Below are 26,763 nucleotides of genomic sequence, written 5' to 3' on the forward strand. Positions count from 1 at the left end.
TATTTATTTATACAAATTGGTTATTTATTACTTATATGCTAACTGTATCTGCTCACCGCTATGTGCTATCTGGTCACATAATAAGCTCGCTTTAACAGGTGGCATCCCTTAAAAATTCACTATTGCATTTACTGGATCATTTATTTAAAATGAACTGGCTTTTCGCCAATTGGTTACAAAGCAAAGCTATTGCTTTCAACAAAATCGCTTTGCAACGAATATTTAAAAGAAGGGTAAAAATGTTTAAAAGCTGTTATCGAAGACCATTGCCATTACTTTTGGATATCGATCCAGAACCTATCTTGAGATCAAAACAGGAAACCTACTGGAGATATCATTTTGAGAGATCTATAGAAATGCGGTGATTAAGTAGCCAAGCGAAAACAGTTTAACAAAAAAAAGCAACATTAATTTATAATCTTTTGAAGAAATATTAAAAATATTTCACATCTTTGAATTGACTTATGCAATCGATTGAATTGGCCATTTAACGCATATTTTGGATAGTTTATCCGACCTATTTTTTAAAGAAAAACCAAACTTAATGGAATATTTTTCGCTATTGAAACACCATTCCGATGAAATCATCAAATTCATCGCTAATTGCGGTATATTTTCCTTACTCCTCAAAAATGGTAAGGTGATCCATTTTATACCGGACGACCCGGATCATTTTACCGAATGGCTCCATAGGAAAGGCATCAAAAATATTAAAAAATCACAATCTGTCACTATTGAGGAAGAGATTCCCGTATAAACGAATAACGGAATAATCGTATTCCTAGATAAAAAGAATTTGCTTAACGGCCGAAAATAGTACAATATTAACCAATTGAACCCTTACCCTCATTCCAGTGTATGAATGGCCAGTATTAAACTTCGCATATCCTGCTGAATAGAACGTATGGTCGCCTGCAATTCATTGTGCATATTGGCTAGATCATGTAGTTCCTCGGCTGCAAAAGTTCCACCATTCTTAAAATAAAGCTGCTGCAGGGGACTATCCGGTTCATCGTCCAAACCATATTGCAGCCAGCGCTGCCGCATTGTTTCTATCAGTGACGAGTTTTCAGCGTTGCTAAATTTTTTCTCGGATAAAATTCCCCAAACTGAGCTTGGGTAGATCTGCGCCTTATTATTTTGATACCAAATACTTTCAAGCATATTACGTTGCAGCTGCATCTTGACCTTTTTGCCTTTTGGGTTCAGTGTCATAAATCCCAATACGGCGGTACCGACCCCGCCAGCGATGCTCAACCCATTGTTGAGGCCATCATTTTTGACCGTTGTTGCAGTAACCGCTGTCACCGCTCCCAGAAGTATAGAAGCCACCGTCAAACGGGTCTGCGTTTTCGCATTCAGTTCGTCTATATATCCTGCGAGCTTATCGATACGCTCACCGTTACAGTCCAACTCCGCTGCAATGGCATTCAGTTCTGTCTCAAACAGCATGTACCTTTCAGTCATCTTTTGCCTTGCCGCCAATTTCAGTGTAGCACTATTCGCAGTCCCCAAATACTGGATAATGGGTTCTGCAAGATTGAGGTATTTGATCAGCACAAAATCATGGTAAGAAAAAATTTTCCTTATCTGGATACTATCCGAGGCAGCGATTTCCTGTATTGGAATTGATGTATAGGCCACATTTGGCGCACAGTAGTTTGTTGTCAACGTATGTACCTGAACATTGTTGATCAAGGTCGAACAGGCTGTCAACAGCAATATGGACAAAAAGAGAAAAGATCTGATCGTTAGAAGAAGTATTTTCATTACCTGAGGTTATGCCTTAATTTTTACAACAATAACCTTTTCAGAATGTTTTTGCCCCACCTATTTACTTTTTTGGAAAACAAAAAGAAGGCCCTATATTTTTTTGAAAATCCGCACAACAGGTCGATCACTCCATATTTTTTTAATATATTTAAAATGAAAACAGGAACCCATTGTATACAGATACAATGCGGGTGCAAAATATACGAGCCTAGCAACATCAAAAGACCATTTATGAACAAAACCCTTTTTCGGAACCTATTTATTGTATTATCATTCGTTGTGATACTCTTGCCCATTTACCCATCTATGCGGTCGTATTTCAGCAAAACATGTATTACCGAAAAATATGGAGTCAATTACAACGAGCAACGCAAAAAGCTGGGGCTGCATCCCATTCCAGCTAGCTGGGGCAGAAGGAACCTTGATTCCTGCATCATCTGGTATAATCCGAGCGGCAATATAGGGCATCGCTGGAAAAACATCTATTTTAAAGGCTGCAGTATCAAAAAAGAACTCGATCTTTTTTCTTTCGGATATGATGCCGAAAAAAGACAATATACCAAGGTATTGGAAGTGACGACAGATTATGATTTACAGGAGAAAGTGTTGGATATCCGCTATAAAGTGCTGACCGCATCATACAGTAAACAGATCGAAAAAAAAGAAGCTGACTCATTGATCAGCTCTTTAGCGCTAAATGACTCCAAGTGATCCTTCTTCAGTAAACTTTCGATAAAAAACGGTATTGAACAATGTTCAATACCGTTTTTTATGGACATATCATTTTTACTTCCAGATACGAAGTCTTTCAAATTCACCATAACCTAACTGGTTGTTACCGGCAATCTGATAAAGTCCGACGCGCAGTCTTTTGCCGTTCAGATCGGGGCGTAGAAACGGTGTTCCGGGAAGATCCTTCCAGTCCATGCCATCTCCCGAGCAACGCAAAAAGAAATAATTACCGATCTTCTGAACCTGAAGGTAGGGCGAAAAATTTAGGCCGGTTCCTGTATTCTCTTCCTGAAAAATCTGTGGGCCGATGCTCCGCGAAAGATTGCCCAGGTTCCATCCCGTCAAAATACAATTGGTGATGTAGGCATCCTTACTATCCACGCGTTGAATCATGATACCGGCTTCACTTGATGTACGTGCTTTGCGGGCCAAGCCTGCCACATCGCTTATCTTAACCTCTAGCGTGAAATCTCCCTCCAGCTCTTTATAAACAAAGGGGGCCAGAAGGTCTGCATCACCCCATTTTGTATTTTTGGACTGGATTTTCCAGGTTCCATTCAAGTAGGAAAGCGCTGTCTGTGTACTGTCGGTTCTTTCACTGTATTGATAACCATCCCAGAAAGGAATTTTCTGATCCTTGGCGGAATAGCTTTCATCGTGTGCTGGCTGTACCAATTGCGGCCTTTTCGCCGAAACCCCTTCCACTACCGGCTTACTGACATGGCCAAAGGCATCCTTTGCCAGAACTTCGATGGATTTTCCAGGTTCGAATGATTTAAAGAGATGGTAAGACTGTTGCTTCCAGCCTGAACTTTCGCCCTCAGAACGGAAGAGATACCACATTCCCGCTTGCTTTTCGACCTGTACAAATACCTGATCCGCATTGATCAGGTGCGGCGGAGAAAGCACCTGCGGAACATACCCGTCCAGCCCATTGGCCAAGCCTGCTTTCCACTGACTGAACTTTGCGTTTATCTCATCCGATGTTAAGGTGCCAGAATAGGCGCGAAAGAAATGAAATGGATAAGCCAGTTCAATGCTAGTCTTATTTACCCCCAGCAGTTTTTCAGAAAACACCCGCTTTTCAGCCTTCCCATTGCGATAAAAGCGCTTTTTTCCTTTATCATGCACAAACAAAGCATGCTGCCAGGCAGCGCCGTCGTACCAGTCAAAATCCAGCGTATACTGCTGCTGACGAAGAATGTCCGTTAGCGCCGCACTTTCAAAAGCCTTACCTTTCAATGCCAATCTATTTCCCGCTACCACCACCTCCGCATCGTCAAGCGCCACTAAGGTATCCTTTGCTGTTCCCTGGTTCCGCAAAGTGCTGAGCTTTCCGAGATTTAAATCGTCAGTTTGCAGCCCAAAGAAATCCGATTTCGGGACTTCATTGGCCAAACTGGCCACTTCCTCCTCATCCAAGCTCGTATTATATACCTGCAAACTGGATACATAGCCCGAAAAATACTGATCTAGCACATCCGAAGCTCCCAGGACAAAAACATCTCCGGGCCTGACAAACAGCATCCTATTTTCCCTGCGTTGCAGCTTTCCGTCCACATAAATAGATTCCTGATAGCCGTCAAAAGAAAATACAATATGATGCCATATATTTGCGCCTGGAACCGATGCATATCCCAAATCAGGCCAGGAGCCATGCGTGATGGCCCCACGTCCGGGATCAGTACCATAACCAAAAATTGCTTTGCTGAGATCCTGCTGCCCCGACGACCAGGCAACCAACTGTTCAAACCTGGCGATGTCCGGATTATTGACCCATAGCGCAATACTATAAGAACTATTTGTAGCCAACGACTGTGGCACAGTGAAAGTCGAGCGCAATGCGGTAGCTCCATCAAAGAAGAATGCCTTTTTACCCTGATAATTTTTAACGGCCAAGGCATGTTCTGTACTGAACATCCCCCCGAGTAGCCCTTTATTCTGAATACCTTTTACCTGTTGCCCCTCCTGGTAATTGGCCGCATCGATATGGATTAAATTACCCAATGTTATTTCCTTGACGGGCATCGTTTGTGCTGCAGACCACAGCGTCTGTTGTGGAAGCTTTTGTGCATACACTTTCATGTTCCAAACGCCACGAGGAAGTCCATTCACTTGCGTGTTCAATACATGTAATCTAACATATCTTGCCATAGCTTTGCCGTGTTCAACAATAGGACTTGCCCAACGGTCATTATTCGAGCGATCTACAAAGCTTTTCCAGGCAAGACCATCCACAGAGGTTTCGAGTCGGTATTGATAGGCATAAGTTGGGTATTCAAACTGAATGGATATGGTCTGTATATCCAGCTTCTTACCCAGGTCAATAGCTACCCAGGCCGGTCCTTGATTATTTTTGGCACGCCATAGTGTTCCATTGTTGTTGTCGACTAAGAATGCAGGCCTAAAATCTGTATTGTAGTAAGAGGAGGCCTTCACCGTTTTCCCAAAAGCCAAATCGACCGGCCCTGTAACTGTTGGAAGCAAATCTGTCACACCAGCATGTGTGGGCCGCACCGGCTCAATATCGCCGTCAGGCCTAAAGAATAGCTCGTCCATGGCAACCTGACGGTGGAAGCCGCCCCCAGCATGTGGATTATTATGCCTGTGATAGACGATGAAATAACGATTATCCTGTTCAAGAATACTATGATGTCCCGGACCATGAATACTACCATCCTCGTTTGTAATCAATATCGGATTGGCCGATGGATATTCAAAAGGTCCCATGGGACCGATTTTACTTTTAACATATTGCACACGATAAGTACCATCTTCACAATGCCCCGAGGAGTACATCAGGTAATAGATGCCCTTACGCTTAAACATATAGGGCGCCTCAAAAAAGTCCTTTGCCACCGTATTAGGAATCAATGCTGTTTTTTCGAACGTTTTCATATCCCTGTTGAGTATCCCCACCCCACATCCATGATCGGGGTAGATTCCCCAGGTTCCCCAAAATAGATAGATGCGACCATCATCATCCCGAAAGGTTTGCCCGTCCAGAGTAATTACACCTGGAACCATATAGTTCGGGATCATCGATTTGCCACCGGCTACCAAAGGTTCCCAGGGGCCTGTGGGGCTGTCGGCCACTGCCCCAAAAATTTCTACAGGCTGACTATAATAGAGGTAATATCTTCCGTCGTATCCCTGCGTCATATCAGGAGCCCAGTACCAGTGTGTATTGGGCCAGTTCATGGGTTGAATGGTCCAGTTCTTAAAATCCCTGGATGTCCATACCTGTGATGGCCCTGCTCCCCAACCATTACCATCGGTGGTCGCATAGATATAATACGTATCTGCAATTTTCTTGATGCTCGGGTCCGCAAAATACCCAGGCAACAGTGGATTCAATACATTAGGCTGTTGGTAGGGTTTCAACGGCTGTGCCACCAGCCCTGTAAGCGACATAACCAGTGCAACCAAAATAGCGAAAGAAAAATGATGTTTCATGATAACACAAAGTTTACTGGTACATAAAAAACGATATCGCCATTCAACTAACTTTACAACAAATAAAATCTACGATAAATGTCTATTTAACATTAAATTTATAACTTCGATCATCGCATTACAAATTTTGAGGGCTAATAGGTTAAAAATGGGCTATTGAAGGTTAAAATCTACCCATAAATCGAGGGTACAATCCTTCATCTTTGTAAGAACAATGATCTTCGGCGTATTAAATGAGCAATAACATGTCAAAAATGAATCTTAAAAAAAGCTATTGGATCCTATTTGCGCTCGTATGCACACAGTTGCCAAGCAGCGTATATAGCCAACAGGACGAACACCCCGTATGGAAAGCAGTCAAAGCACAGCAAGCCACTTTAGGTGTAGAAGAGGGTGCCAAAAACTTTACCCTCAAAAACCTCCATGTAGCTATCCTCAATGCATCGCAGACGCTATCTTCTTTTCGCCCCAACGGCGGCGAAAAAGATTTTGACTATACACCTGTTGAGCTCCTGAGCAAAAGAGACCGCAATAAGTTTTTTCATATCGGTGATATCAATATCAGTTTGCGCCGTCAGGGTGATACCCCCTGGACTTCCTACTCATCGGCGGCAGACCGTAAACATGTCATCCCAATAAATCCGGCAAAAAACGATCTTGCAAGCGCAGATATCAGCCCTACGCTCAACAATATTCCGTTGAAGGTTGTACGCAGCTGGCGAGATGACGGAGGCGATCTGATCCTGAGTTTTGAAGTTTCAAATCCCAACGATTATCCCATCGAAATCGGCGCGCTGGGTATCCCACTTCCCTTCAACAACAACATGGATTGGAAAAATCTCGATCAGGCACATGCACAGAATGTCTTTTTCGATCCCTATATCGGCCAAGATGCGGGTTATCTACAGGTCAACCGCCTACATGGCAATGGGCCGAGTCTGTTGGTATTGCCCTATAAAAATGCAGGCTTTGAAGCCTACAATCCGCTCAATACAGACCCTACCCCCCGAAGTATTACCTTTGAGGGATTTCATGAATGGATGATCCACAGTAAGGCCTATGCCGAGACTGATTGGAAAGGCGTAGAACAATGGAATACACCGACTTCTACCCTCTTGAAACCACATGAGTCAAAGACCTTTGCCTTAAAATTTGTCCTCGCGCCAAGCATCCGGCAAATTGAATCGGAGTTATTGAAAAACAATAGGCCTGTCGCTGTTGGACTTCCCGGATATGTTGTCCCCATGGACAATCCCGCCAAACTTTTTGTTAAGCACAACAAAGCGGTCAAAAGTGTCAGTGTCTATCCCGAAGGTGCATTGACCCTGACAAAAAAAGGAAGCACAGCTCAGCAATGGACCAAATACGAAGTGAAGGGCAACCGTTGGGGACGTGCGCGGCTTACCATCAACTATGGGGATGGCATTACACAGACGATCCACTATAAAGTAATCAAATCCGAAAAAGAAGTTGTACAGGATCTGGGCCATTTCCTCACCACCAAGCAGTGGTATGAAAATGACAAGGATCTCTTTGGCCGTTCACCATCTGTCATATCCTATGACTATGAAGAACAGCAGCCCATCACCCAAAATAGGAGCGCCTGGTTTGCAGGCCTCAGCGATGAAGCTGGAGCAGCAAGCTGGCTTGCCGCCCTGATGAAACAAGTACTGCAGCCCGATCAACAGGAAATAGCCAAATTGAAACGTTTTGTCAATGAGACACTATACGGTCATATCCAGCATAAAGAAGGCGACAAGAAATATGGTGTTGTCAAAAGCCTTTTTTATTATGAACCAGATTCAATGCCCGCCGGTACCTACCGTTCGGATATCAACTGGAAAACCTGGTCTGCCTGGCCCAAAAAGGAAGCCGATGACATTGGACGATCCTACAATTATCCACATGTTGCGGCAGCACACTGGGTGATGTACAGGCTCGCCCGCAACTACAACAATCTGGTCAATGAGGAAACCTGGGACAAGTACCTCGAACGGGCTTACCAGACCAGTATCGCCATGGTCGAAAAAGCACCTTACTACGCGCAATTCGGTCAAATGGAAGGCAGTATCTTCCTTATCGTCCTCAATGATCTCCGTAAGGAAGGATTAACAACGATGGCCGACAAGCTTGAAGCCGCCATGCGCAAGCGAGCAGAGCATTGGAAAACCCTCAATTATCCATTCGGGAGTGAGATGCCATGGGATTCTACAGGTCAGGAAGAGGTATACCTCTGGTCGCGCTTTTTCGGCTTCGACGAAAAAGCTCAAGTGACGCTCAATGCCATCATTGCTTACATGCCTACCGTACCGCACTGGGGTTACAATGGCAGTGCACGCCGTTATTGGGATTTTGTCTATGGCGGCAAGCTCTCCCGTATCGAGCGGCAGCTCCATCATTATGGTTCGGCCCTCAATGCCATTCCCGTCCTTACAGCCTACCGCGACCATCCAGACGACTTCTACCTGCTCCGTATCGGACATGCAGGTATGATGGGTGCATTGGCCAATGTCACAGCCGACGGCTTTGGCCCCGGAGCATTCCACTCCTACCCATCCACACTGGCCAATGACGGCATCTCGGGCGATTATGGAACCGGCTTTTACGGGTATGCCGTCAATTCGGGGACCTATATTGTCGAACATCCCGAATTTGGCTGGCTGGCTTTCAGCGGAAATCTAAAAACCGAAAAACAACAGGTCAAGGTTGCCCTGACTACAGCTTCCAAAGGACGTGTCTTCCTGGCAAAAGAAAATCTTTGGTTGACCACAGATGCCGGAGAAATTGCCGAATTGCACTACGATCAAAAAGACCGCAGCGTCACCCTGATCTTCAATAATGAAGCAAAACATAACAGCACAAATATTCTGCTCAATGTAAATCCCGAAAGCCATTATGAGGTGGAAGGAATAAACCAAGATCCATTGAATCGCTATGTAATACCCCTATCAACAAAAACAGTAAAATTGAAAAAGCTGAAGTAGAAAAGAATCCAGACAATGGCCTACTAAAACATGGCCTATATCTTCTCCAGCCTCCATGCTAGAAACACAAGCGATTATAAGACTTCAAAAAGCGGGCTTTCATTTACATGGAAGCCCGCTTTGGTTTCGTAGCAGCAGCGCAGTTCAATTTATTTAAAAAAAATAATCTACTAATTTTATAGACTTTATTTTTAATTCCCTATATTTGCTTATCGTATTCAATCAACTAAACTTTTTTAACATTTAAGATCCCTTATGAAAAATCAACTATTCCACATTGCATCCATGCGAATGTGTTGCTAACACAAAACTACAGTGTTCTGCTGTAGAAACATTCCCCTAGAAATCCTGCAAGTAATCAATTGGCGTTGGCACTTGTTTAATTTTTAACTATTAATCCAAATTTCATGAAAAACATTGGAGTACGGCTGTATTCTATCTATTTTCTATTGTTCTTTTTTTGGGTACAACCCACTTATTCACAGAACAAGCCCAAACCTATCGTAAACGCTACCCTTGAGGGCCATATCATTGACGCTTCTACAAAACAGCCTATAGAAGATGTCACTGTGCAATTGGATGCTGTTACCCACTCTGTGAAAACCGACAGGGAGGGTAGATTTCAATTTGTTACTGGACAGAAGCTCCCCTTTAAGGTCAAGCTAACACATCTCAACTACAAGTCACTATCCCTTGTGATCGACAAAAGCCCCATTGTTATTGCGCTCAGCCCAGCGAGCAAAGACCTGGAAGAAGTTGTGGTAACAGGTGTTGCACAAGGTACGAGCCGCAAAAAGCTATCCTTTGCATTGACCAAAGTAGACCAGGAGCTGATCGGCACCGTTCCTGCGCTCGATGCTTCCACGAGTTTACGCGGAAAAGTCGCCGGCCTCCGCATCGACCAGTCGGGTGGCAATGCCGGGGCATCGGTATATCTCCGTGGATCAAAGTCGGTAACCGGAGAAATCGAACCGTTGATCGTGGTGGATGGCTTCGTCACAGCCCTCCGTCTTTCAGATCTTAATCCCAACGATATTGAGAGCATCGAAGTAGTCAAAGGAGCTGCAGCCTCGGCCTTATATGGAACCCGCGGCGAGGGCGGGGTCATTCAGGTGTTGACAAAAAACGGTAAAAAGGAAGGAAAACTGAATATCAGTATAGATAACGAACTTGGTTACTCAAGTCTGTTATTAGTTCCACCCCTATCCTATCAGCATCATTTCAAGGTCAATCCAGACGGATCTTTCCTGTTGGTCAATGGAGCCCGGGTGATCGACTACAAGGAAAATGGTTTTTCGGTCAATCTGCATCCCTATAAAGACTATGTGGACAATACCAAAAATCTATTGGGCCGGACCAGTTATTTTACCAATTCCATCTCGGCCGCAGCAAGTGGTGAAAAATACAACATCTATTTATCCGCACAAAACCAACATAAAGGCGGTGTTTCACCAGTGGTCGATGCAGACAAAAGACAGAACATTCTGTTCAATCTTGGTTACCGCGTTTCACCCAAAATTACAGCCGATCTAACCACGCAGTATAGCTTCTTCAATACACCTTCGAGTGCTGTATCCAGCCGTTCGGATGGACTGCTTTATTCGACTTTACTTGTCGAGCCTTTTATCGATCTCAGCGAAAAGAATGAATCGGGAAAATATGTCTACCTACCCAAAGGGAGCAATCTTTCCGGTCAGCAATGGACCAATCCTTTCTATCGACTGAGCAATGAGGAATACGCCTATCAGACCGAGAATCTGCTGCTGGGTGGAAAACTAAAATATGTAATTACCGAACACCTGAGTGCCGAAGGAGCCCTTTCCTTACAGACCAAACAATATAATACCGAAGAATACTACCCTAAAGGATATCAGACCATTGTCCCGGATGTCAGTCTGAATAATGGGAACTATGCTTTAAGAACCTCCAAAAGCACCAGCAAAAATGGTCAGCTACAATTAAATTACAACCGCAGGACTGGCAATCTGGATTGGGGTCTTACTGCCAAATATGTGTATGAATTTGCATCGCAGGCAGGTTTCAATGCTTCCGGTCGAAATCTTACGGCCCCAGTCAAAAGCCTAGATGTGACAGAACCGAGCACGAGGATTATTTCATCCAATTGGGAGAAAACAGTTAACCATGGCTATTTCCTCAACGCCAAGTTTGCCTGGGCAGATAAACTATTTGTCGACGCCCTCGGCCGGCTCGATCAGAGTTCACGGTTTGGCCGCGATGTCGGTACAGCCTTTTTCCCCCGCATTTCCGCCGCCTACCGTTTGACGCAGGATATCAAGCTCGATCCATTGACAGAGTTTAAGCTGCGGGTGGCATATGGAAAAGCGGGAAGCCTTCCTCCTTTTGGCGCCAAAGACAGCCGCGTCAGCATCACCAATACAGGGGGTGTCAGCTATACACAAAATGACAATACCGATCTGAAGCGGGCAGTTACCGCGGAAACGGAACTTGGTTTTGATGCCGTCTTATTTAAGCGACTGAATGTGCAGTTCAACTATGCTTTTTCAAATAGTACCAACGATTTTATTTCTGTCCCAGCCTTTACACCAATTTCGGGCTCAGCAAGCATCTACGACAACCTAGGCGCTGTAAAATCAAATTCTCTCGAGCTGGAGGTCAATGGAAAAGTGCTCGAGCATAAAAAGTTTAATTGGTCATCAGGCCTTACTTTCAGCCGCGTCCGTAGCCGGATTACCTCGCTGGGCGATGTTCCCGAGTTTACATACAACGGTTATCGAAAAGCTGTCGGTGCCAGTACCACCGCAATTTATGGGTACAGTATCCACTCGGATCTCGCGCAGTTGCAAACCAATGCCGACGGTTTTGTCATCAATGCCGGTAACGGTACCAAACGGGTTGAAGACTATGTGGTAAATGACTTTGGTGTTGTGGTCGAAAAAGCAGCTTTAGGTACGGCAAATGAAGCGCCCGTATTTTATGTCAATGCTGCAACTGGCAATGCCAAAATTATCGGCGATGCCAATCCAGATTTTTTACTGGGCTTTACAAACACCTTTAATTACGGGCGTTTTTCACTTTACAGCGTGCTGGATTGGCAACAAGGGGGACAGAAATTCAATGAAACCGCGCAATATCTGACCTATGTCTACCGCTCGGAATTTTCAGACCGGAGTGCCGCCGCAGGCAAACCGCTAAACTTTACCACCCAGGTATTCAACGCTTCACAAGTAACAGATTATTGGATCGAAAAAACCACCTATTTGGCCCTTCGCGAGCTAGCGTTATCCTATAAAATCCCAACAGAAAAACTAGGTCTTTCCAAGGTTCTGAAAAACGCCAATCTATCTCTTATCGGCAGAAACCTCTTTATCTGGACAAACTATAAGGGAGTTAATGTTGATGGAATCGGACAGGATGGATTCAACTACCCTACCTACCGTATTATTTCAGGAAAACTAACCTTCAATTTTTAACCTAATCAGACAAAGTAAAACATGAAGAAGATATTTTTTGGTTTAGCCGTGCTTTTCTCACTAGGCTCATGCGAATCAATCGGATTCGATGACCCCTCGACATTGACGAATGCCGAAGCCATAGAAAAGATAAAAAGTTTGGGTTATGTACTCACAACAAGCAGTGTGCAAACCGCCTTTAATACCACGACCAATAACGCTGGTGGCTCCCATTTTAGTCTTTGGGCAGACCAGTCAACCAATACCAACGGCAGCCAGTCCTGGTGGGATTTTGCGAACGAACCGCGGTTACGTTTGAACAACAATTCCGCTTACCGCGGTAATGCAGCCGTTCGTGAAGTGTATTCCAATTTCTATCAGTCCAATTTGGATGCCACCAAAGTGATCGACCTGATCGAGAATCAAAAGTTGACGATCTATGATGACAAGGGTGCCGACCGGACCAAAGACTGTCTTATTGGTGCCTACTATGCAAAAGGTGTCTCCCAAGGTTACCTGGGCGCAATATTCGACCGCGGACTGATTGTCGATGATGTCAACCTTAAACTCAAGGAGTTTCCCAATTCCTATAAAGAGCTGATCGAGAATGGCATCAAACATCTTGATAAGACCTTGCAGCTTATTGCCGAAACACCCAACCTGAATTTCGATTTTTTAAAGGGTGTCACCATTTCCAAAGGCGATCTCGTATTGCTGATCAATTCGCTTTCTGCACGGATCCTTTCCTCCGTAGCACGGGATAAGGCCGAAGCAGAAAATCTGGGTTCTCCTTATTGGAACAGAGTTCTTGCCTATGCCAACAAGGGTTTTACCACCGATTACACCATCACCACTACCGTGGGCGGCTATTACAATGCCCTGGTCGATGTACTCGAACGGCCTTACGGAACGGCCTCCTATGTTCCTGCAGATATCAAAATCGCTTATTTGGCGGATAAAACAAAAAAAACGCCCACAGCTTATCCAACCAACAACAGCATTATCTTGGGTCCTATTGAATCTGACGACAAACGTTTCTACCAATATTTTACTTACACAAGTAACTTCGGTATTTTGCTTGAAGCCAGAGGAAGGGGGCTTTTCAGCAATTACATGCGTTCCCGGTGGATGTATCCCAAATTGTCTACCCTCAATGTTGCTGGCGCTGTCAATCCTTACTTTTTGGCCGAAGAAACACGCTTATTGCGGGCAGAAGCAAAATACTGGTTGAAAGATTACGATGGTGCTGCCGCTGAGCTGAATGCTTCGACAGCCTCCCGCAAACAAAAAGGAGGTCTTCCTGATGTGATAGCCAACGCCAGTGCCCTACGCGATGCCATTCATTATGAATATGCCATAGAAATAGATGGGGCGGGTGGTACTTTTGTACCCTTCACCTTTATGCGGAGAAATGATCTGCTACAGGGCGGCACGCCCACCCAGTTTCCGATACCACAGATCCAACTGGAACTCATCGGAGAACCTGTCTACACTTTCGGTGGGAATGAGTCTGCCGGTGAAAAAGGCAAATTTGGTGAGCTTGGTACAGCCCGCGACAATGGCTGGAAGCCAGCTTCAAAATAATCAAACAGAACAACCATTCTGTCGAACTAACCCCGTTTATATATACGCCTTCTGTTTTCCGCGCTGCACACAGCAGCGTGGAAACAAAGGCTATTTTTAAGGTTCTATTTAGCTCAGCAGCTTTTGCTGAAATGCAAAACGGATCAGATCGGCCGTATTTTTGCTTTTGGTTTTGTCCATCAGGTTCTGACGGTGCCCTTCGACAGTCCGTTTGCTCAAAAAGATTTTATCCGCAATTTCCACAGCGGTGAAACCCTGCGCAATGAGTTCCAGTACGGCAAATTCCCTTTCTGTGATTTCATACTGCGACAGCCGTGAAGTAACATCAACATTCGCGCTATTCTCAACATCAAAATTTTCCATAAACCGTAGACCGAAATTGGTCATCAGATATTTATGCCCCTGAGATAAACGTAACAATCCAAATAAGATTTCATCATAATCCCCCCCTTTAGATAGATACCCGTCTGCGCCACTCCGAAAAGCTTCGGCTACATCAACCGGATCTTCAATCATGGAAAGCACAGCAAACCTAAGATCAGGATATATTTTTTTGGCCATTCGGATGAAACTCACACCATCCATGCCCTGCATATTCAGGTCCGTTAAAACCAGATCCGGCAATGCATTTTGTTCAAGATAGATTAATGCATCCTCTGCACTGTCTACTTCTCCTACCACCGAAAGCTTGTCGTGGGTATCAATGATCAAGCGTATCCCATTTCGCACAAGTCGATGGTCATCAACTAAAAGAATTTTAGTCATTTTTCCTCCAATCCTACCAAGATAATCTATTTTTTTAATTAAGTTATTTTTTAAAATAAGTTCACGTAAAAATCCCCTCCAGTTCTACTTGACCTTTCGCCATATCTTTTCATTACCCACCTGATTATAGTGGGGTGCCAGCGCAGAAAAGCGTAGTGTCTCCTGACTGCCTAAGGCAAGGTAGCCGAATGTTTCGAGGCTTTCATCAAAAAGGGACAATACCCTGGCCTGCAGCTCTGTGTCAAAATAGATCAGCACATTGCGACATAGAATCAGCTGAAAAGCATTAAAAGAAGCATCACTCACCAAGTTGTGAGAAGCAAAAACAATACGTTCCCGCAAAGTGGAATTGAATTTTACCCAGTTATAGTTCGCGGTATAGTATGATGAAAAATCAGCTTTACCGCCCGAAAGCTGATAATTTTCAACATAGGATTTTAGGTTTGCCATCGGGATAACAGCCTTCTTTGCCTGCTCAAGCACCGAGGGGTTGATATCGGTGCCGTAGATCAATGATTTGTGCAGCAGATTGTCTTCCTGCAATAGGATTGCCAGTGAGTACGCTTCCTCACCTGTCGCACAGCCCGCTATCCAGATGCGGATAAAGGGCGAAGTACGCAATTTGGGAAGGATTTCATGGCGAAGATTTGCAAAAAAGCTTGGGTCACGAAACATTTCGGTCACATTCACCGTCATCTTTTCAACAAATCGCTGCACGTATTCCGGATCGTGGACAACACGATAACGTAGCTCGGCGAAACTCGCAAAATTATCCAGCAGGCAAAGCTGGTTGATCCGCCGCGATAAGGATGCTTTCGTATAGTGGGTAAAGTCGTAACCATAGAGACGCTCCACATCCTCCATCAGGATCATGACCTGCTCTTGGCTGACAATTTTTTTCCCCGTGGTCATCCTGCTATTTCTCTTATCATCTGCACAAGCAGTTCAATGTCGATCGGTTTCGAGATATAGCCATTTGCCCCTGCAGACAGACATTTTTCACGATCGCCGGTCATGGCCTGTGCCGTCACGGCGATAATAGGCAATTCACTTGCATTCCATGAATCACGGATCAGCTTGGTGGCTTCATAGCCGTCTATCTCGGGCATCATCATATCCATGAGCACAATACCTATGCCGCCATGATCCCGTAACTGAGCAAGTCCTTCTTCTGCAGAAAGACTGCCTATCGCCTGAAAACCTCTTGACTTCAAAGCCAATTTCAACGCAAATATATTGTTCTGATCATCGTCGATGATCAATATGGTTTTATTTTTATCCATGCTCCTGATTTATTGCGTTATTATTCATACAGCCATACGCGCAAGAGAGACAATAGCTGATCGATATCCACCGGTTTGGATATATAATCAGACGCTCCTGCGGCAATACATTTTTCCCTATCCCCCATCATTGATTTGGCTGTAACAGCAATAATGGGCATATTTTCGTATCGCTGATCTTTTCGGATCGAAGCAATCGTTTCGTAACCATCCATTTCGGGCATCATCATGTCCATCAGGATCACCGCCACATCCGGATTATCTTCCAGCTGTTTCAGCGCATCTTTTCCGTCCGTTGCCGGCACAACGGTCATCTGATATTTTTCGAGCGCTTTGGTTAGCGAGAAAATATTTCGAATGTCGTCGTCCGCTACAAGTACTTTTTTTCCCTGCAGAATATCCTGCAAAAATCCAAGTCTACCCGGCGATTTGGTAGAAGGACCATTATTTTCCTCTACAAGATGTAGAAATAGACCGACTTCGTCCAAAATACGCTGATAGGAATTAGCCGTTTTTACAATGATAGAATCCGCATACCGTTTTAATTTCATTTCCTCTACCTGCGAAAGGTTCTTACCGGTAAATACAATAATCGGCAAATTTTCAAGGCCTTGGTTTCGTTTTACGGCTTCCAATGTCTCGTAGCCAACACGGTCTGGGACCCCCATATCAAGGATCACACAGTCGGCAGTGTCTGAGCTCAGCGCCACAATGCTATCTTCTACATTGCTCTTGATCTCCGAGGCAATGTCAAAACTTTCAAGAAAGAGCGACAGCGCCGCAGCATGTTTGGGATTTTCTTCAACGATCAATACTTTTTTGGGATGCCGCGTAAGGGCATCTTCTATTTTACGGAACATATCGCCCATCTGCTCCAATGCCATCGGTTTATTGATAAAGTCTATGGCGCCCTGAAGCAGGCTTTCTCTTTTAACCTGTAAAGAAGACATAATATGCACAGGTATATGTCGAGTCTTGGGGTTTTCCTTGATCTCAGCCATTACCTGCCAGCCATCTTTAAGTGGAAGCTGAATATCCAATAGGACCGCCAGCGGCATATAACGGGCCACCATCTCCGCAGCGATATCACCACGGACGACCACGATACCTTTGTAGTTTTGCTGACGCGTATATTTCAGCAGGATCTTTGCGAACTCAATATCATCTTCAACAATCAAGATAAAGCGGTCGCCTGCGACGATGCTATCGCGATCATCCGGAATATCGGCTGGAATAGGAATCTCAGGCATCCTTTCCATGGCCTGCACTGCCACTTGTGAATCTTGCCCCACTACGGCGTGCTCCACCGTTTCAACGTCTGTTTCTCCGATCATTGGTCGCTGCAATTCCGCAGCAAATACGGATGGCATGTTGCCCGAAATCTGCTCCGGAAGGATAAGGCGGAATACACTGCCTTTGTTTTCTTCACTATCCAACAAGATTTCGCCTCCGAGCAGACGCGCCAGTTCCCGACTGATCGAGAGCCCCAGTCCAGTACCGCCAAATTTGCGGCGCGTCGAACCATCAGCCTGTTGAAAAGCTTCAAAAATCAGATGCTGCTTGTCTTTTGGTATTCCTATTCCCGTATCGCGCACTTCAAATACGATACGGTGTCTCTGCGACTGTTCGCGGTCAATATGCAAGGTAACCTTACCCGAAGCTGTAAATTTGATGGCATTCGACAATAGATTACGTAAAATCTGATCCAGGCGCTGCTTGTCTGTTTCGAGCTGCATCGGCAAACCCTTCGCGGCGCTCATTTCTAATCCGAGCTGCTTATCTGCGGCGATTGGTCCGAACATAGCCGTCAGTCCATTCAGTATATCGGCAAAATATACAGGCTGTACATCCAGATCCATTTTTCCGGATTCTATTTTGGAAAGGTCCAGAATCTCGTCTATCAAGGTCAGCAGGCTCTTTCCAGAACTCTGGATAACGGCTGCCGATTCCATCTGCTCTTCATTCAGGTTACCATCTGAATTTTCGGCCATCAAACGGGAAAGTAACAAAATTGAATTGAGCGGTGTACGTAGTTCATGCGACATATTGGCCAAAAACTCAGACTTATAGCGTGTACTTTGCTCAAGCTCTGCCGCCTTTTTCTGAATTTCCTGATTGCGTTCCGCGATTTCAACATTTTTATCTTCCAATAATTTTGAGCGCTCCTCCAATTCACGGTTAGATTGCACTAGTTCTTCCTGCTGTACGCGGAGTTCCTCCTCCGATGCCTGTAATTTATGGGTATGCATTTCGAGGCTCGAATTAAGGGATTCCAATTCGGTATGCTGTGCCTGCAGCTCTTCAGTCTGCGCCTGAGTTTCTTCCAATAGATTCTGCACCACAAGTCTAGCCTGTGCCGCCGCAAGTGTGGTACCTACTTTTTGCACTGCATCTCTAAAAAATGCCAGCTGTATGGAAGAAAAAGGCTGTAGTGACCCCAGCTCAATCACACCGATACATTGATTACCATCAAAAACAGGCAAGATAAAAAGGTTGTTCACCTGCACCTTTCCGATAGCAAAACTGATAACATAGCTGCTATTTTCGAGGTTTTCAAATAACTTTTCTTTCTCGTCTTTAAAGACCTGACCGACCATACCTTCTCCTGGAGCAAAGCGCTTATGGTCGGGATCTTCGAGTCCATAGGCTCCCCTTAAGACAAGTTCATCCTGTTCCATCAGATAAATGGCACCATTGACACAATTGCCATATTTTGTCAGATGGCCGAGCATAACGGCTGTGAGCTCTTCCTGCTGTTTATTACCCATCAAGAGGTTGCCCAGCTGGGTTAGTCCGGCCTGATGCCAATTGTTATTACTGAGTTCATCAAATGATGTTTTGAGCGACCTGGCCATTTCGTTGAGGGATCCCGTCAAGCTGCCCAAATCGTCCTGTTCGGCATCCTGAATCTGCATATCGTAATTACCGGCAGCAATCTCGCGTGCTATACGCTGGGTAATGCTCAGTCGGCGCTGGATCTCCTCATCTTTTCGTTTCAGGTCATTCTGCAACTCCTCACGCTTAAAGAAATCTGCCCTGAGGCGGAAGTAAAAAAACAGCGTAATTAGCAACGAAACTGCCGCAGCCAATAAAACAAATATGGAGGTGTATCCCGAAGAGCGTGTAAGTTCATCTGAACGTCGATTTAGCAGCGATTCTTCTTTATCTATGATTTTGCTGATCAACAAACGGCAACTGTCCATGTAGGTTTTGCCTTCTTCGAGCTGGGCAACAGAGACCATACCACCTCGTTTTTTGATGTTCACCAAATTCTCTAATCGATCTAGTCGAGACTGAACAAGTGTTGACAGGGTATCAATCACCTGCTGCTGCGCTGGGTTATCAGCCGTAAGATCGTGCGCGCGGCTCAGCGATTGAGGCAAGGACTGAAGACCATTTTTGTAGGGATCGAGAAACTTGTCCATCCCCGTCAGCAGGAAGCCGCGCTGGCCTGTTTCTGCATTCTGTAAATCCTGCAAAATTTTATTGACACGGCTCATGACCCGGCGGCTGTGATCGACCATCGCACTATTATGGATCTGCTTACGGATACTCACATAAGAAGCCGTTGAACTCGCTAACAGGATCAACAGTGAAATTCCAAAACCTACCTGCAGGTTTCTTAAAATAGTTTTAGGCATGCTTTTCAACAATTGAGTTAAGACAATGCCAACTGATGATCTAGATGGCCGCCAAATATAGCAATAGGGAGCTTAAATTAAATCCCGTGTCGCCCGGCCCCAACCATCTTACCGTATTTTAACAAAAACTTACGTATTTATCCCCCTTCAGCAATCTTGCCAACAATGATAGCGGAGGTAGCGGCGCAAAAATCTAGCCCCGAATAATCCGGATTATAGCCGCCCATATAAGGTACAGCCATCATGAAAAGACGTTGACTGGCGTTGCCGCTGTGGTCTACCAGCCGGAAGCTGTCGTCTATCTTTACACCGGGTACCTGCAAAAAAATGGCGCCATCCGGAGCCACAAACATATGGTCGTTGCCTGCCAGCATTTGTTCTTTGGCCTGTTCCACTGAACGAAATCGCAGGTAAGCTGGACTGACATTGCCATTGTCGACTAAACTCTTGAAAGGAAATTCTTCAAAGTTCAAGGGTCGCTGTCCTACACAATCCACAAATGTCTTATAATGGGTTTTTACTTCTATCCCAGATTCATCGGTATAAAAATAGTTAGCGCCGCGGTCGCTCGCAGGTTCAATCCGACTGTCCGTACCAACATTGACCACTTCCAGCCGACCAGCATCGTGTAGTGCGAGGAGCTCACGACTGGAACTCTGCGGCACAAAAGCGATGACAATGGAAATCAACGGCATCAGTACTTTTTTTAAACGCAGCATATCTTCGGCAGACATATATTTGGCCGGGTAATTCAGGGTAAAGCTCAAGGCAGAAAGCACTTCTTTCCAATAGATAGACTGACGCCTTCTGATAGATTTCAGCGCTTGTTCGTGCTCCTGGCGAAATCCCTCGAAGGCATCTTTCTGTTCCCTTAAACTGAGTACTGCTTCTACAAAGTCTTCCAGGCTGAGCTTTTCCACGATCGCATAAAAGTCGGGATCCTTTTCTTTAAACTGCGCTTTAAAATTACGATCAAACAGAAAATCCAACGACACGAAACCTTCATTTTCAAGTCTGTTAAGCATGAGTTCCTCTTCGGAGATCAAGAGCTTGTTGGCTAGGAAAGGTTCTTCCTGATGGAATCGGATCGCAGGCAGAAGACCACTGCGGGTATGCATCAATAACTTAAAATTTTCACTTCCCGGGTCGATCTGATATCTTAACTCACCTGTCTCCAGCGCCTCAAAAGACCCATTGTGGCGTGCCAGTGTACGGATAGCATCAATTGCCGTGAGCGAAGCGCCACGTAAGCCTACTGCATGGTCTGTTTTTAAGGCGAGCTTTGACGGCGGATAGGGTGATTCAAAATAATGTTCTACATTGCCCTCATACCTGGTTGGCCATTTATGTCCGGTACAGATGATAACCTTGTCTACGATATAGGTATCGGTGCTGCCCACCATGATTTTAACCTGCATCTGGCTATCGAGATCAATGATATCACTGACCTGGCTGCCGAGATGAATCTGTGTTTCTATCCCCTTTCCATCCGCCATCCGTTTCAATAGCATAAACTGCTCCGAAAGGTAGCGGCCAAGCAGCAACCGTGGCACCACCTTGTAGCGATTAAAATCGTCAACATCGATTCCATAGCTTCGAAGCGCGGTTTCCGATAAGGATTGAACATAATCCTCAATCGTGGAGACCAGTGCGGGAATTTCATGATCCGAGACATTAGTTAGATGCTCCGATGTAGCACCTTCGTAGCTATAAGGCATCCCTGCCCCCAATTGCTTGCGGGACTCGAAAATAGATACTTTGAGACCGGCTATATTCTTTTCGACCAATCTCTTGTACATAAACAGGCCACTGGGTCCACCCCCGATAATGGCTACATGAATGTTTTGTTGCATAGTTTTCGTTGCGCTGCCTAAAGGACAGTATTCGGTTCTAAGAACAAGGGTAAATTGCAGAAAGTTTTAGGCCCATTTATTCCCGGACAATAAAAAACGGGATAAATACGGACCACGATTTAAATACCTGAATCTCGGATTCTGCAAACGATCATCAAGTACCTGCTGTTTTTCGAATAAACAAAATGATAACAAATAACAATATTATGGAAAACAACATCAACAATCCGGAGATCATCAATGACATTATTAAGATCAACAACGACCGCATCGAGGGTTATAAAAAAGCTATTGATCTGGCGACAAGTCATGGTTTAGATAAACTTATACCAACATTTCAAAAATTTATCGGACAATCGGAAGAATTTATTGCCGAGTTGACACCTTATGTTGAGCTTGAAGGCAAAGAGGCGACGGATAGCACCATGCTGAGCGGCAAGCTTTTCCGTGCCTGGATGGGCATAAAAGTGAATATCACGGGAGATGACGAAAGAAGTCTGCTCGAAACCTGTGAGCAGGGAGAAGATGCCTTCAAATCAACTTATCAAACAGCTTTGGCTGAAGGATCGGAAGAACTTTCGCAAAATGTTCATAGCTTGATCAATACACAACTCAGCAAGCAGCTCGAAGCGCATAATATCATTAAAATGCTGCGCGATAGCAAAACCCTCTAAGATTGAAATAGTAAGTTTTCTTTTTCACGAAAAATACCGAAGTGTAATCCCTTCGGTATTTTTTTGTGTTTCGACTTCGTCATTGACTCATCTTAGCCAGGAATGTAGCGCTGCTTTTTCTGATTGCCTCCATTTCTCCCGAACAGAGATTGTTGTCGTAACAATTAGCATGATCAATAATATCATTTCACTTAAATACATCATCCTAAGATCGTCATGCTTCCATACGGTAACCATAAGCGGAAAAAGGAAATCTGAAAAATCATATGGTATAGCAGCATTGACACCACCGAAAGTTACATATAAGAGTATAAAGACATAAAAAATAATTGCCGTATACTGTATGAAAAAATATGAATAGCAGGAGAACCATTAGGATACCCCACATACAATGAGCCCCATCAAGATCATATTATTAAGAAATTTTGACATCGTACAATGCTCGATTCGGTAAACGGTTAAAAAAAGTAATATTTTACATGATTTTAAGCCTTTAATACATGGCTTTTTTGGTTAATAATGCGTCTTTTGAGATACAATTTCAAATCAATTATAAAGATAGGTACACGCTGCCATTATTTCATTAAAATATTTTCAGCATTTATGAGACCGGTTTATACGAATGCACTTTCAAATTTAGGGAACAGGATTTTTGAAATTCGACGAGAAAATTGCGACAAATACCTCTCCGAATATCATTTTCACAGTGAATGCCAGCTTACCTACATCATCAAGGGTAATGGGCAACGCTGCATAGGAGATCATCTGGAAGACTTTGAAAGCGACGAGCTGACATTTATCGGCCCGGGCTTGCCACATGTTTGGTATAATGCCCATGGTGATACCAGCCACGAACCTCGTGCACAGTCAATCACCTTACATTTCGATCCAGAAGCCCTACTGTCTTTTTGCCCCTTATTAGTTGAAACGGCCCCGCTGCATGACTTCCTGGAAAGATCGCGACAGGGAATGTTATTTTATGGGCAAACAAAAGATGCACTCAAAAAAATACTACGAAAAATGGTCAGCGCCTCCGATATGCAGAAAACAGCCTATCTATTTGAGAGCTTAGCTACCCTTCTTCACACAGAAGAATATGCTGTACTATCGGATAAGTCTTATAGCAATGGATCACCGCGCAAGGACGGAGAACTTATTTTTAACATCTACAATTATGTTTTTGAAAATTTCAACAATGAAATTTCCTTAGAGGAGGCAGCTAAATTGGCGAACTTGACCAAGCCATCCTTCTGTCGCTTTTTTAAAGCACATACACGAAAAACATTCTCAAAATTCGTCAATGAAGTAAGGATCAATGAAGCTTGCAGGCTGTTGGTTCAGGATGAGAACCCGATCACCAATATTGCCTATGCCTGTGGATTCAACTCCCTGCCCAACTTCAACAAGTTTTTCAAATCGATTAAAGGGATTACGCCTTCCGATTATAAAAGTAAGCTTTTATCAAATAAAGATTAGCGAGCAGTGCCGCCCTTGTAAAAAAGAGCTGTTAACATAGCTCTTTTTTTTTTAGCCCTTCGGTTCCAATGGGCTAACGGATGTTCCGGCCAGCTCACGCATCCAGTTATTGAAATCCACATCTGATGGTATGTCGAACTTTTTGCGCAGTCTATTTTTACGGACCTGTACTGCCCTGATCGTCACAAAGGTATATTCCGCAATATTTTTAGTAGTAAAATTGAGAAAGGCCATGGCACAAAACTCTAATTCTGTACTTCGCAGATTAGCGTCAAATGATTTAAGCGCCTGGATAAACTGTGGATACAATTCAGTAAATAAGATCAAAAATTCAGGATTGTTACTTTTGGCCAGGTCTATGAGCGTATTGAATTTATTTTCTCCGATCTGTTCGGTCAGTTCCTTATTGATTGTTTCGGTTTCTTGGAGTGCATCCTCTTTCTGTCCCAATATCTTCCTGTTGTGCTTCGACCGCCAAACAAAAAACGAAACCGCAACAAGAAGCAACAATAGGGCGTTAAGCGCAATTGTTCCTGCCCTTGACACCTTGGTATTCGATTCCTCATCTTTGAGTTTCAAAATTTGGTTGAGCACCTGATCGACTACCTGTCTATTTTCGCTTTCCAGCGAATCATTGAGCCGGCTAAAGGCCATTTCATATTGATCGGCTTTAACCTTGCTCACTTTGCTCCTTCGATAAAAATCAGCTAGCTCTCGGTACGAGTTCTTCATCCCGTTTCTGCTGCCTATTGCCCGCTTATTTGCTAAGCTCATTTCATAAAAGTCCGCTGCTTTTTTTAAATCCCCTTTCTTTTCCTCCAGAGCTCCTAACGAACCATATGTATTTAACACAACCGGAATTTTATATTTTTTCACAAGTGCCAGGGCTTTATCGAGATATTGTTGCGCCTTTACGAAATCACCCTTCTTCACATATAACTTTCCTAGGTTATCATAGACCACCAGGTAACGAAAGGCCTCCTTCTTTTCATCCTCTCCCTTCAAGTGATCCAATAGAAGATGATTATACTTCTCCACAGAATCAAGCTGACCTGTCGCATCAAAAACAATACTTAAATTTTCGTAGGTAAACTGATAGGATTTTTTTTGTTTTTCGCCTGTCAGTTTTTTGATCAGGCCCAGTTGCAGACGAAACTCCCGGATGGCTTGTTGGTACAATTTGAGCTCACCATAAGCTCGTCCACGCACGCGATGCACTTCGGACTGCGCGAGAATACCTTCCTTATAAAAATTAGTCCTTTCTACACTTTCAAGATGTTGCAATCCCTCTTTAAACAAGCCTACATGCACAAGGCCTTCCGCAATCCAAGAATGAGCCTTTCCTTTTCCTTCATCATAATTTGCTGCATTGGAAAGATTCAGTGCTTCTATCGCGGTTTCTATAAAGGGCAATAATTGCCCAGTGTTAAATAATTCTCTTGTTTTATTCAAAAGTGAATCAACTTCACGCTTCTGGCGATCATCAGCGATTGACTTAAGTGTAAATAAACATAAAATAAAAAGTAAAATTTGCTTCTTCATGGTAGTTCTAGGTCATTATTTAGGCATCTCTCGATTGTCTCCCTTGCTAGGTTCTTTAGATCTTATTATAGCACGTGCACATTTAGCTATTTTGAAAATTTAAACCACTGTTAAATCGATACAAAATCAATTTAATTTCCAATACACTTCCGTTCATACCCTTAAAAGAAAGACAGTTATCCTTCTGACCAAGACACTATTGCCATCACGTTTATATAAATAAGCTGTAATAAATGGCAAACTCATTGGTAGGAGAAATGCAATAAACAATCGTATTGAATTACAATAATTTATTAAAAACGAAGATAAACAATTGTCAAACAACTGGTGAATACCCAGCTATCACATAAGTATCACACATTTAATAAAAACACGGACCACCCGATGTTTTTGGGATATACTCGAGTTAAATACATCGAGAGCAAAGTACAAAAGCAATTTATATTAGATCGTTTCAACAGCATGTTCTTGTTTAGCAAGAGGGTTTCGGTGAATCTGATCGCGCATCCAGTTGTTAAAATCTATATCAGAGGCAATGTTAAGCTTTTTGCGCAATCTATTTTTGCGTATCTGGACAGCCCGCACCGTTACAAAGGTATATTGAGCAATGTTTTTGGTCGAAAAATTCAGAAAGGTCATAGCACAGAATTCCAGTTCGCTGCTGCGGATTTTTGGGTTTATTGTCTTCAATGAGGCGATAAACCCGGGATAGATTTCATTAAACAAAGCCAAAAACTCGGCATCATTGTTCTTCGCTAAAGCAATTAGATCAGTAAAGTTATTCCTTTCCATTGTATATCGTATTTCAGTAAGTTTTGTTCTTATATTCAGTCCCTGAACCAAATTAACTCCCTCCAACACTGACAACTATTTTCGATCAGCTGAGGGAAGAGCAAATAAACTCGACGGGGCTCCATCTTCCCCATCGAGTAAATCCAAATATATTATCACAGACCTTCACGCAAATTGGTCCGAGCGATAATTCATTATTTTCATCATCAGGAAACATTTATATAGCGCATTTTCAGCTATGAATTTATCTACCAATCTCCTTTCCGAAATACCCTTCCTGATTATGGTGACAAATATTTGGATTAAAAGAAAGAAACAAAAAAAACAGCCTTTCACATTGCTATCACACTTAACAAACAACTGAAAAACAATAAGTTAAAACCAACACATCTGTATAACCAATTAACTTCTCGCTCAATTCAGTATACACCCAACCGTTGGATTTTCCACCGTTGTAAGCCGAACGTTGGTTTCTTACGTCGTTGTGTACAGCTCCCCTTCAAAAAAAACTCGGCTGAAATCTTTTAAATCCCTGCCGAGTATATTTACTTCAAGTTAGCTTCTGTCATCTGAGACAGCACTACCTTACCAATTAATGGTTCGATTATCGTCACCCGCATTGTCCCATGACTCTTGCGGATCGGTACTATGGATCGTATCAGGGGCTGAACCCGCTGCGATACCTTGCTCCAACTCTACTGTCGTTGTTTCAACACGTGGACTTATATAAACCTTCTTTTCTATATTTTTCATGATTTGATCTTTTTTTATTGGTAT

At 43.8% G+C, this 26,763-nt stretch carries 17 protein-coding genes; 7 read left to right on the forward strand and 10 right to left on the reverse strand.

Going from position 1 to position 26,763, the window contains the following annotated elements; genetic code table 11:
• Positions 1 to 544: 544 nt before the first annotated feature.
• Complete coding sequence (locus K2F45_RS19190) at positions 545 to 757, forward strand: hypothetical protein (protein WP_075993573.1); 213 nt, start codon at positions 545 to 547, stop codon at positions 755 to 757.
• An 89-nt stretch (positions 758 to 846) separates the two neighbouring features.
• Here K2F45_RS19190 and K2F45_RS19195 read toward each other — a convergent pair whose 3' ends face one another.
• Positions 847 to 1,770: a hypothetical protein gene (locus K2F45_RS19195; RefSeq protein WP_248932091.1), complete on the reverse strand. Its 924-nt coding sequence runs from the start codon at positions 1,768 to 1,770 to the stop codon at positions 847 to 849.
• Between the two features lie 234 nt (positions 1,771 to 2,004).
• On the opposite strand from K2F45_RS19195, the gene K2F45_RS19200 reads away from it, so the two are divergent.
• The gene (locus K2F45_RS19200) at positions 2,005 to 2,484 is read left to right on the forward strand and encodes a hypothetical protein (protein ID WP_248932092.1); all 480 of its coding nucleotides are present in this window, start codon (positions 2,005 to 2,007) and stop codon (positions 2,482 to 2,484) included.
• 75 nt (positions 2,485 to 2,559) lie between these two features.
• On the opposite strand, the gene K2F45_RS19205 is transcribed toward K2F45_RS19200, so the two are convergent.
• Complete coding sequence (locus K2F45_RS19205; RefSeq protein ID WP_075993576.1) at positions 2,560 to 5,961, reverse strand: family 43 glycosylhydrolase; 3,402 nt, start codon at positions 5,959 to 5,961, stop codon at positions 2,560 to 2,562.
• Between the two features lie 254 nt (positions 5,962 to 6,215).
• Between K2F45_RS19205 and K2F45_RS19210 the strand changes: the two genes are divergently transcribed.
• The 3 genes from K2F45_RS19210 to K2F45_RS19220 all read left to right on the forward strand — a co-directional run bounded on the left by K2F45_RS19210 (position 6,216) and on the right by K2F45_RS19220 (position 13,960).
• On the forward strand, positions 6,216 to 8,945 hold the full coding sequence (locus K2F45_RS19210) for a DUF5695 domain-containing protein (protein WP_248932093.1): 2,730 nt from the start codon (positions 6,216 to 6,218) through the stop codon (positions 8,943 to 8,945).
• A 407-nt stretch (positions 8,946 to 9,352) separates the two neighbouring features.
• Positions 9,353 to 12,397, forward strand: coding sequence for a SusC/RagA family TonB-linked outer membrane protein (locus tag K2F45_RS19215; protein ID WP_248932094.1), 3,045 nt, complete (start codon positions 9,353 to 9,355; stop codon positions 12,395 to 12,397).
• A 21-nt stretch (positions 12,398 to 12,418) separates the two neighbouring features.
• The gene (locus tag K2F45_RS19220; protein WP_248932095.1) at positions 12,419 to 13,960 is read left to right on the forward strand and encodes a hypothetical protein; all 1,542 of its coding nucleotides are present in this window, start codon (positions 12,419 to 12,421) and stop codon (positions 13,958 to 13,960) included.
• 108 nt (positions 13,961 to 14,068) lie between these two features.
• On the opposite strand, the gene K2F45_RS19225 is transcribed toward K2F45_RS19220, so the two are convergent.
• The 5 genes from K2F45_RS19225 to K2F45_RS19245 all read right to left on the reverse strand — a co-directional run bounded on the left by K2F45_RS19225 (position 14,069) and on the right by K2F45_RS19245 (position 21,502).
• Complete coding sequence (locus tag K2F45_RS19225) at positions 14,069 to 14,725, reverse strand: response regulator transcription factor (protein WP_248932096.1); 657 nt, start codon at positions 14,723 to 14,725, stop codon at positions 14,069 to 14,071.
• A gap of 84 nt (positions 14,726 to 14,809) precedes the next feature.
• A complete protein-coding gene (locus K2F45_RS19230) occupies positions 14,810 to 15,637 on the reverse strand; it encodes a CheR family methyltransferase (protein WP_248932097.1) in 828 nt (275 codons plus the stop codon).
• Positions 15,634 to 16,008, reverse strand: coding sequence for a response regulator (locus K2F45_RS19235; protein WP_248932098.1), 375 nt, complete (start codon positions 16,006 to 16,008; stop codon positions 15,634 to 15,636). The genes K2F45_RS19230 and K2F45_RS19235 overlap by 4 nt, the downstream gene beginning before the upstream one ends.
• 20 nt (positions 16,009 to 16,028) lie before the next feature.
• Positions 16,029 to 19,649 (reverse strand): response regulator, encoded by a 3,621-nt coding sequence (locus K2F45_RS19240; RefSeq protein WP_248932099.1) that lies wholly within the window; start codon positions 19,647 to 19,649, stop codon positions 16,029 to 16,031.
• Between the two features lie 137 nt (positions 19,650 to 19,786).
• Entirely contained in the window at positions 19,787 to 21,502 is a 1,716-nt protein-coding gene (locus tag K2F45_RS19245; RefSeq protein WP_248932100.1) for an FAD/NAD(P)-binding protein, read from the reverse strand.
• Between the two features lie 206 nt (positions 21,503 to 21,708).
• Between K2F45_RS19245 and K2F45_RS19250 the strand changes: the two genes are divergently transcribed.
• Positions 21,709 to 22,176 carry a PA2169 family four-helix-bundle protein gene (locus K2F45_RS19250; protein WP_075994905.1) on the forward strand — a complete coding sequence of 156 codons (468 nt, stop codon included), beginning with the start codon at positions 21,709 to 21,711 and terminating at the stop codon, positions 22,174 to 22,176.
• A 603-nt stretch (positions 22,177 to 22,779) separates the two neighbouring features.
• Complete coding sequence (locus K2F45_RS19255; protein ID WP_248932101.1) at positions 22,780 to 23,652, forward strand: helix-turn-helix domain-containing protein; 873 nt, start codon at positions 22,780 to 22,782, stop codon at positions 23,650 to 23,652.
• 51 nt (positions 23,653 to 23,703) lie between these two features.
• On the opposite strand, the gene K2F45_RS19260 is transcribed toward K2F45_RS19255, so the two are convergent.
• From K2F45_RS19260 to K2F45_RS19270, 3 genes are all read right to left on the reverse strand, one after another.
• Positions 23,704 to 25,194: a tetratricopeptide repeat protein gene (locus K2F45_RS19260; RefSeq protein ID WP_248932102.1), complete on the reverse strand. Its 1,491-nt coding sequence runs from the start codon at positions 25,192 to 25,194 to the stop codon at positions 23,704 to 23,706.
• A gap of 444 nt (positions 25,195 to 25,638) precedes the next feature.
• On the reverse strand, positions 25,639 to 25,986 hold the full coding sequence (locus K2F45_RS19265; protein WP_248932103.1) for a helix-turn-helix transcriptional regulator: 348 nt from the start codon (positions 25,984 to 25,986) through the stop codon (positions 25,639 to 25,641).
• A gap of 585 nt (positions 25,987 to 26,571) precedes the next feature.
• On the reverse strand, positions 26,572 to 26,739 hold the full coding sequence (locus K2F45_RS19270) for a hypothetical protein (RefSeq protein ID WP_159727922.1): 168 nt from the start codon (positions 26,737 to 26,739) through the stop codon (positions 26,572 to 26,574).
• Positions 26,740 to 26,763 lie beyond the last annotated feature (24 nt).

It is taken from the genome of Sphingobacterium siyangense (assembly GCF_023277505.1).
Lineage (GTDB): Bacteria > Bacteroidota > Bacteroidia > Sphingobacteriales > Sphingobacteriaceae > Sphingobacterium > Sphingobacterium siyangense.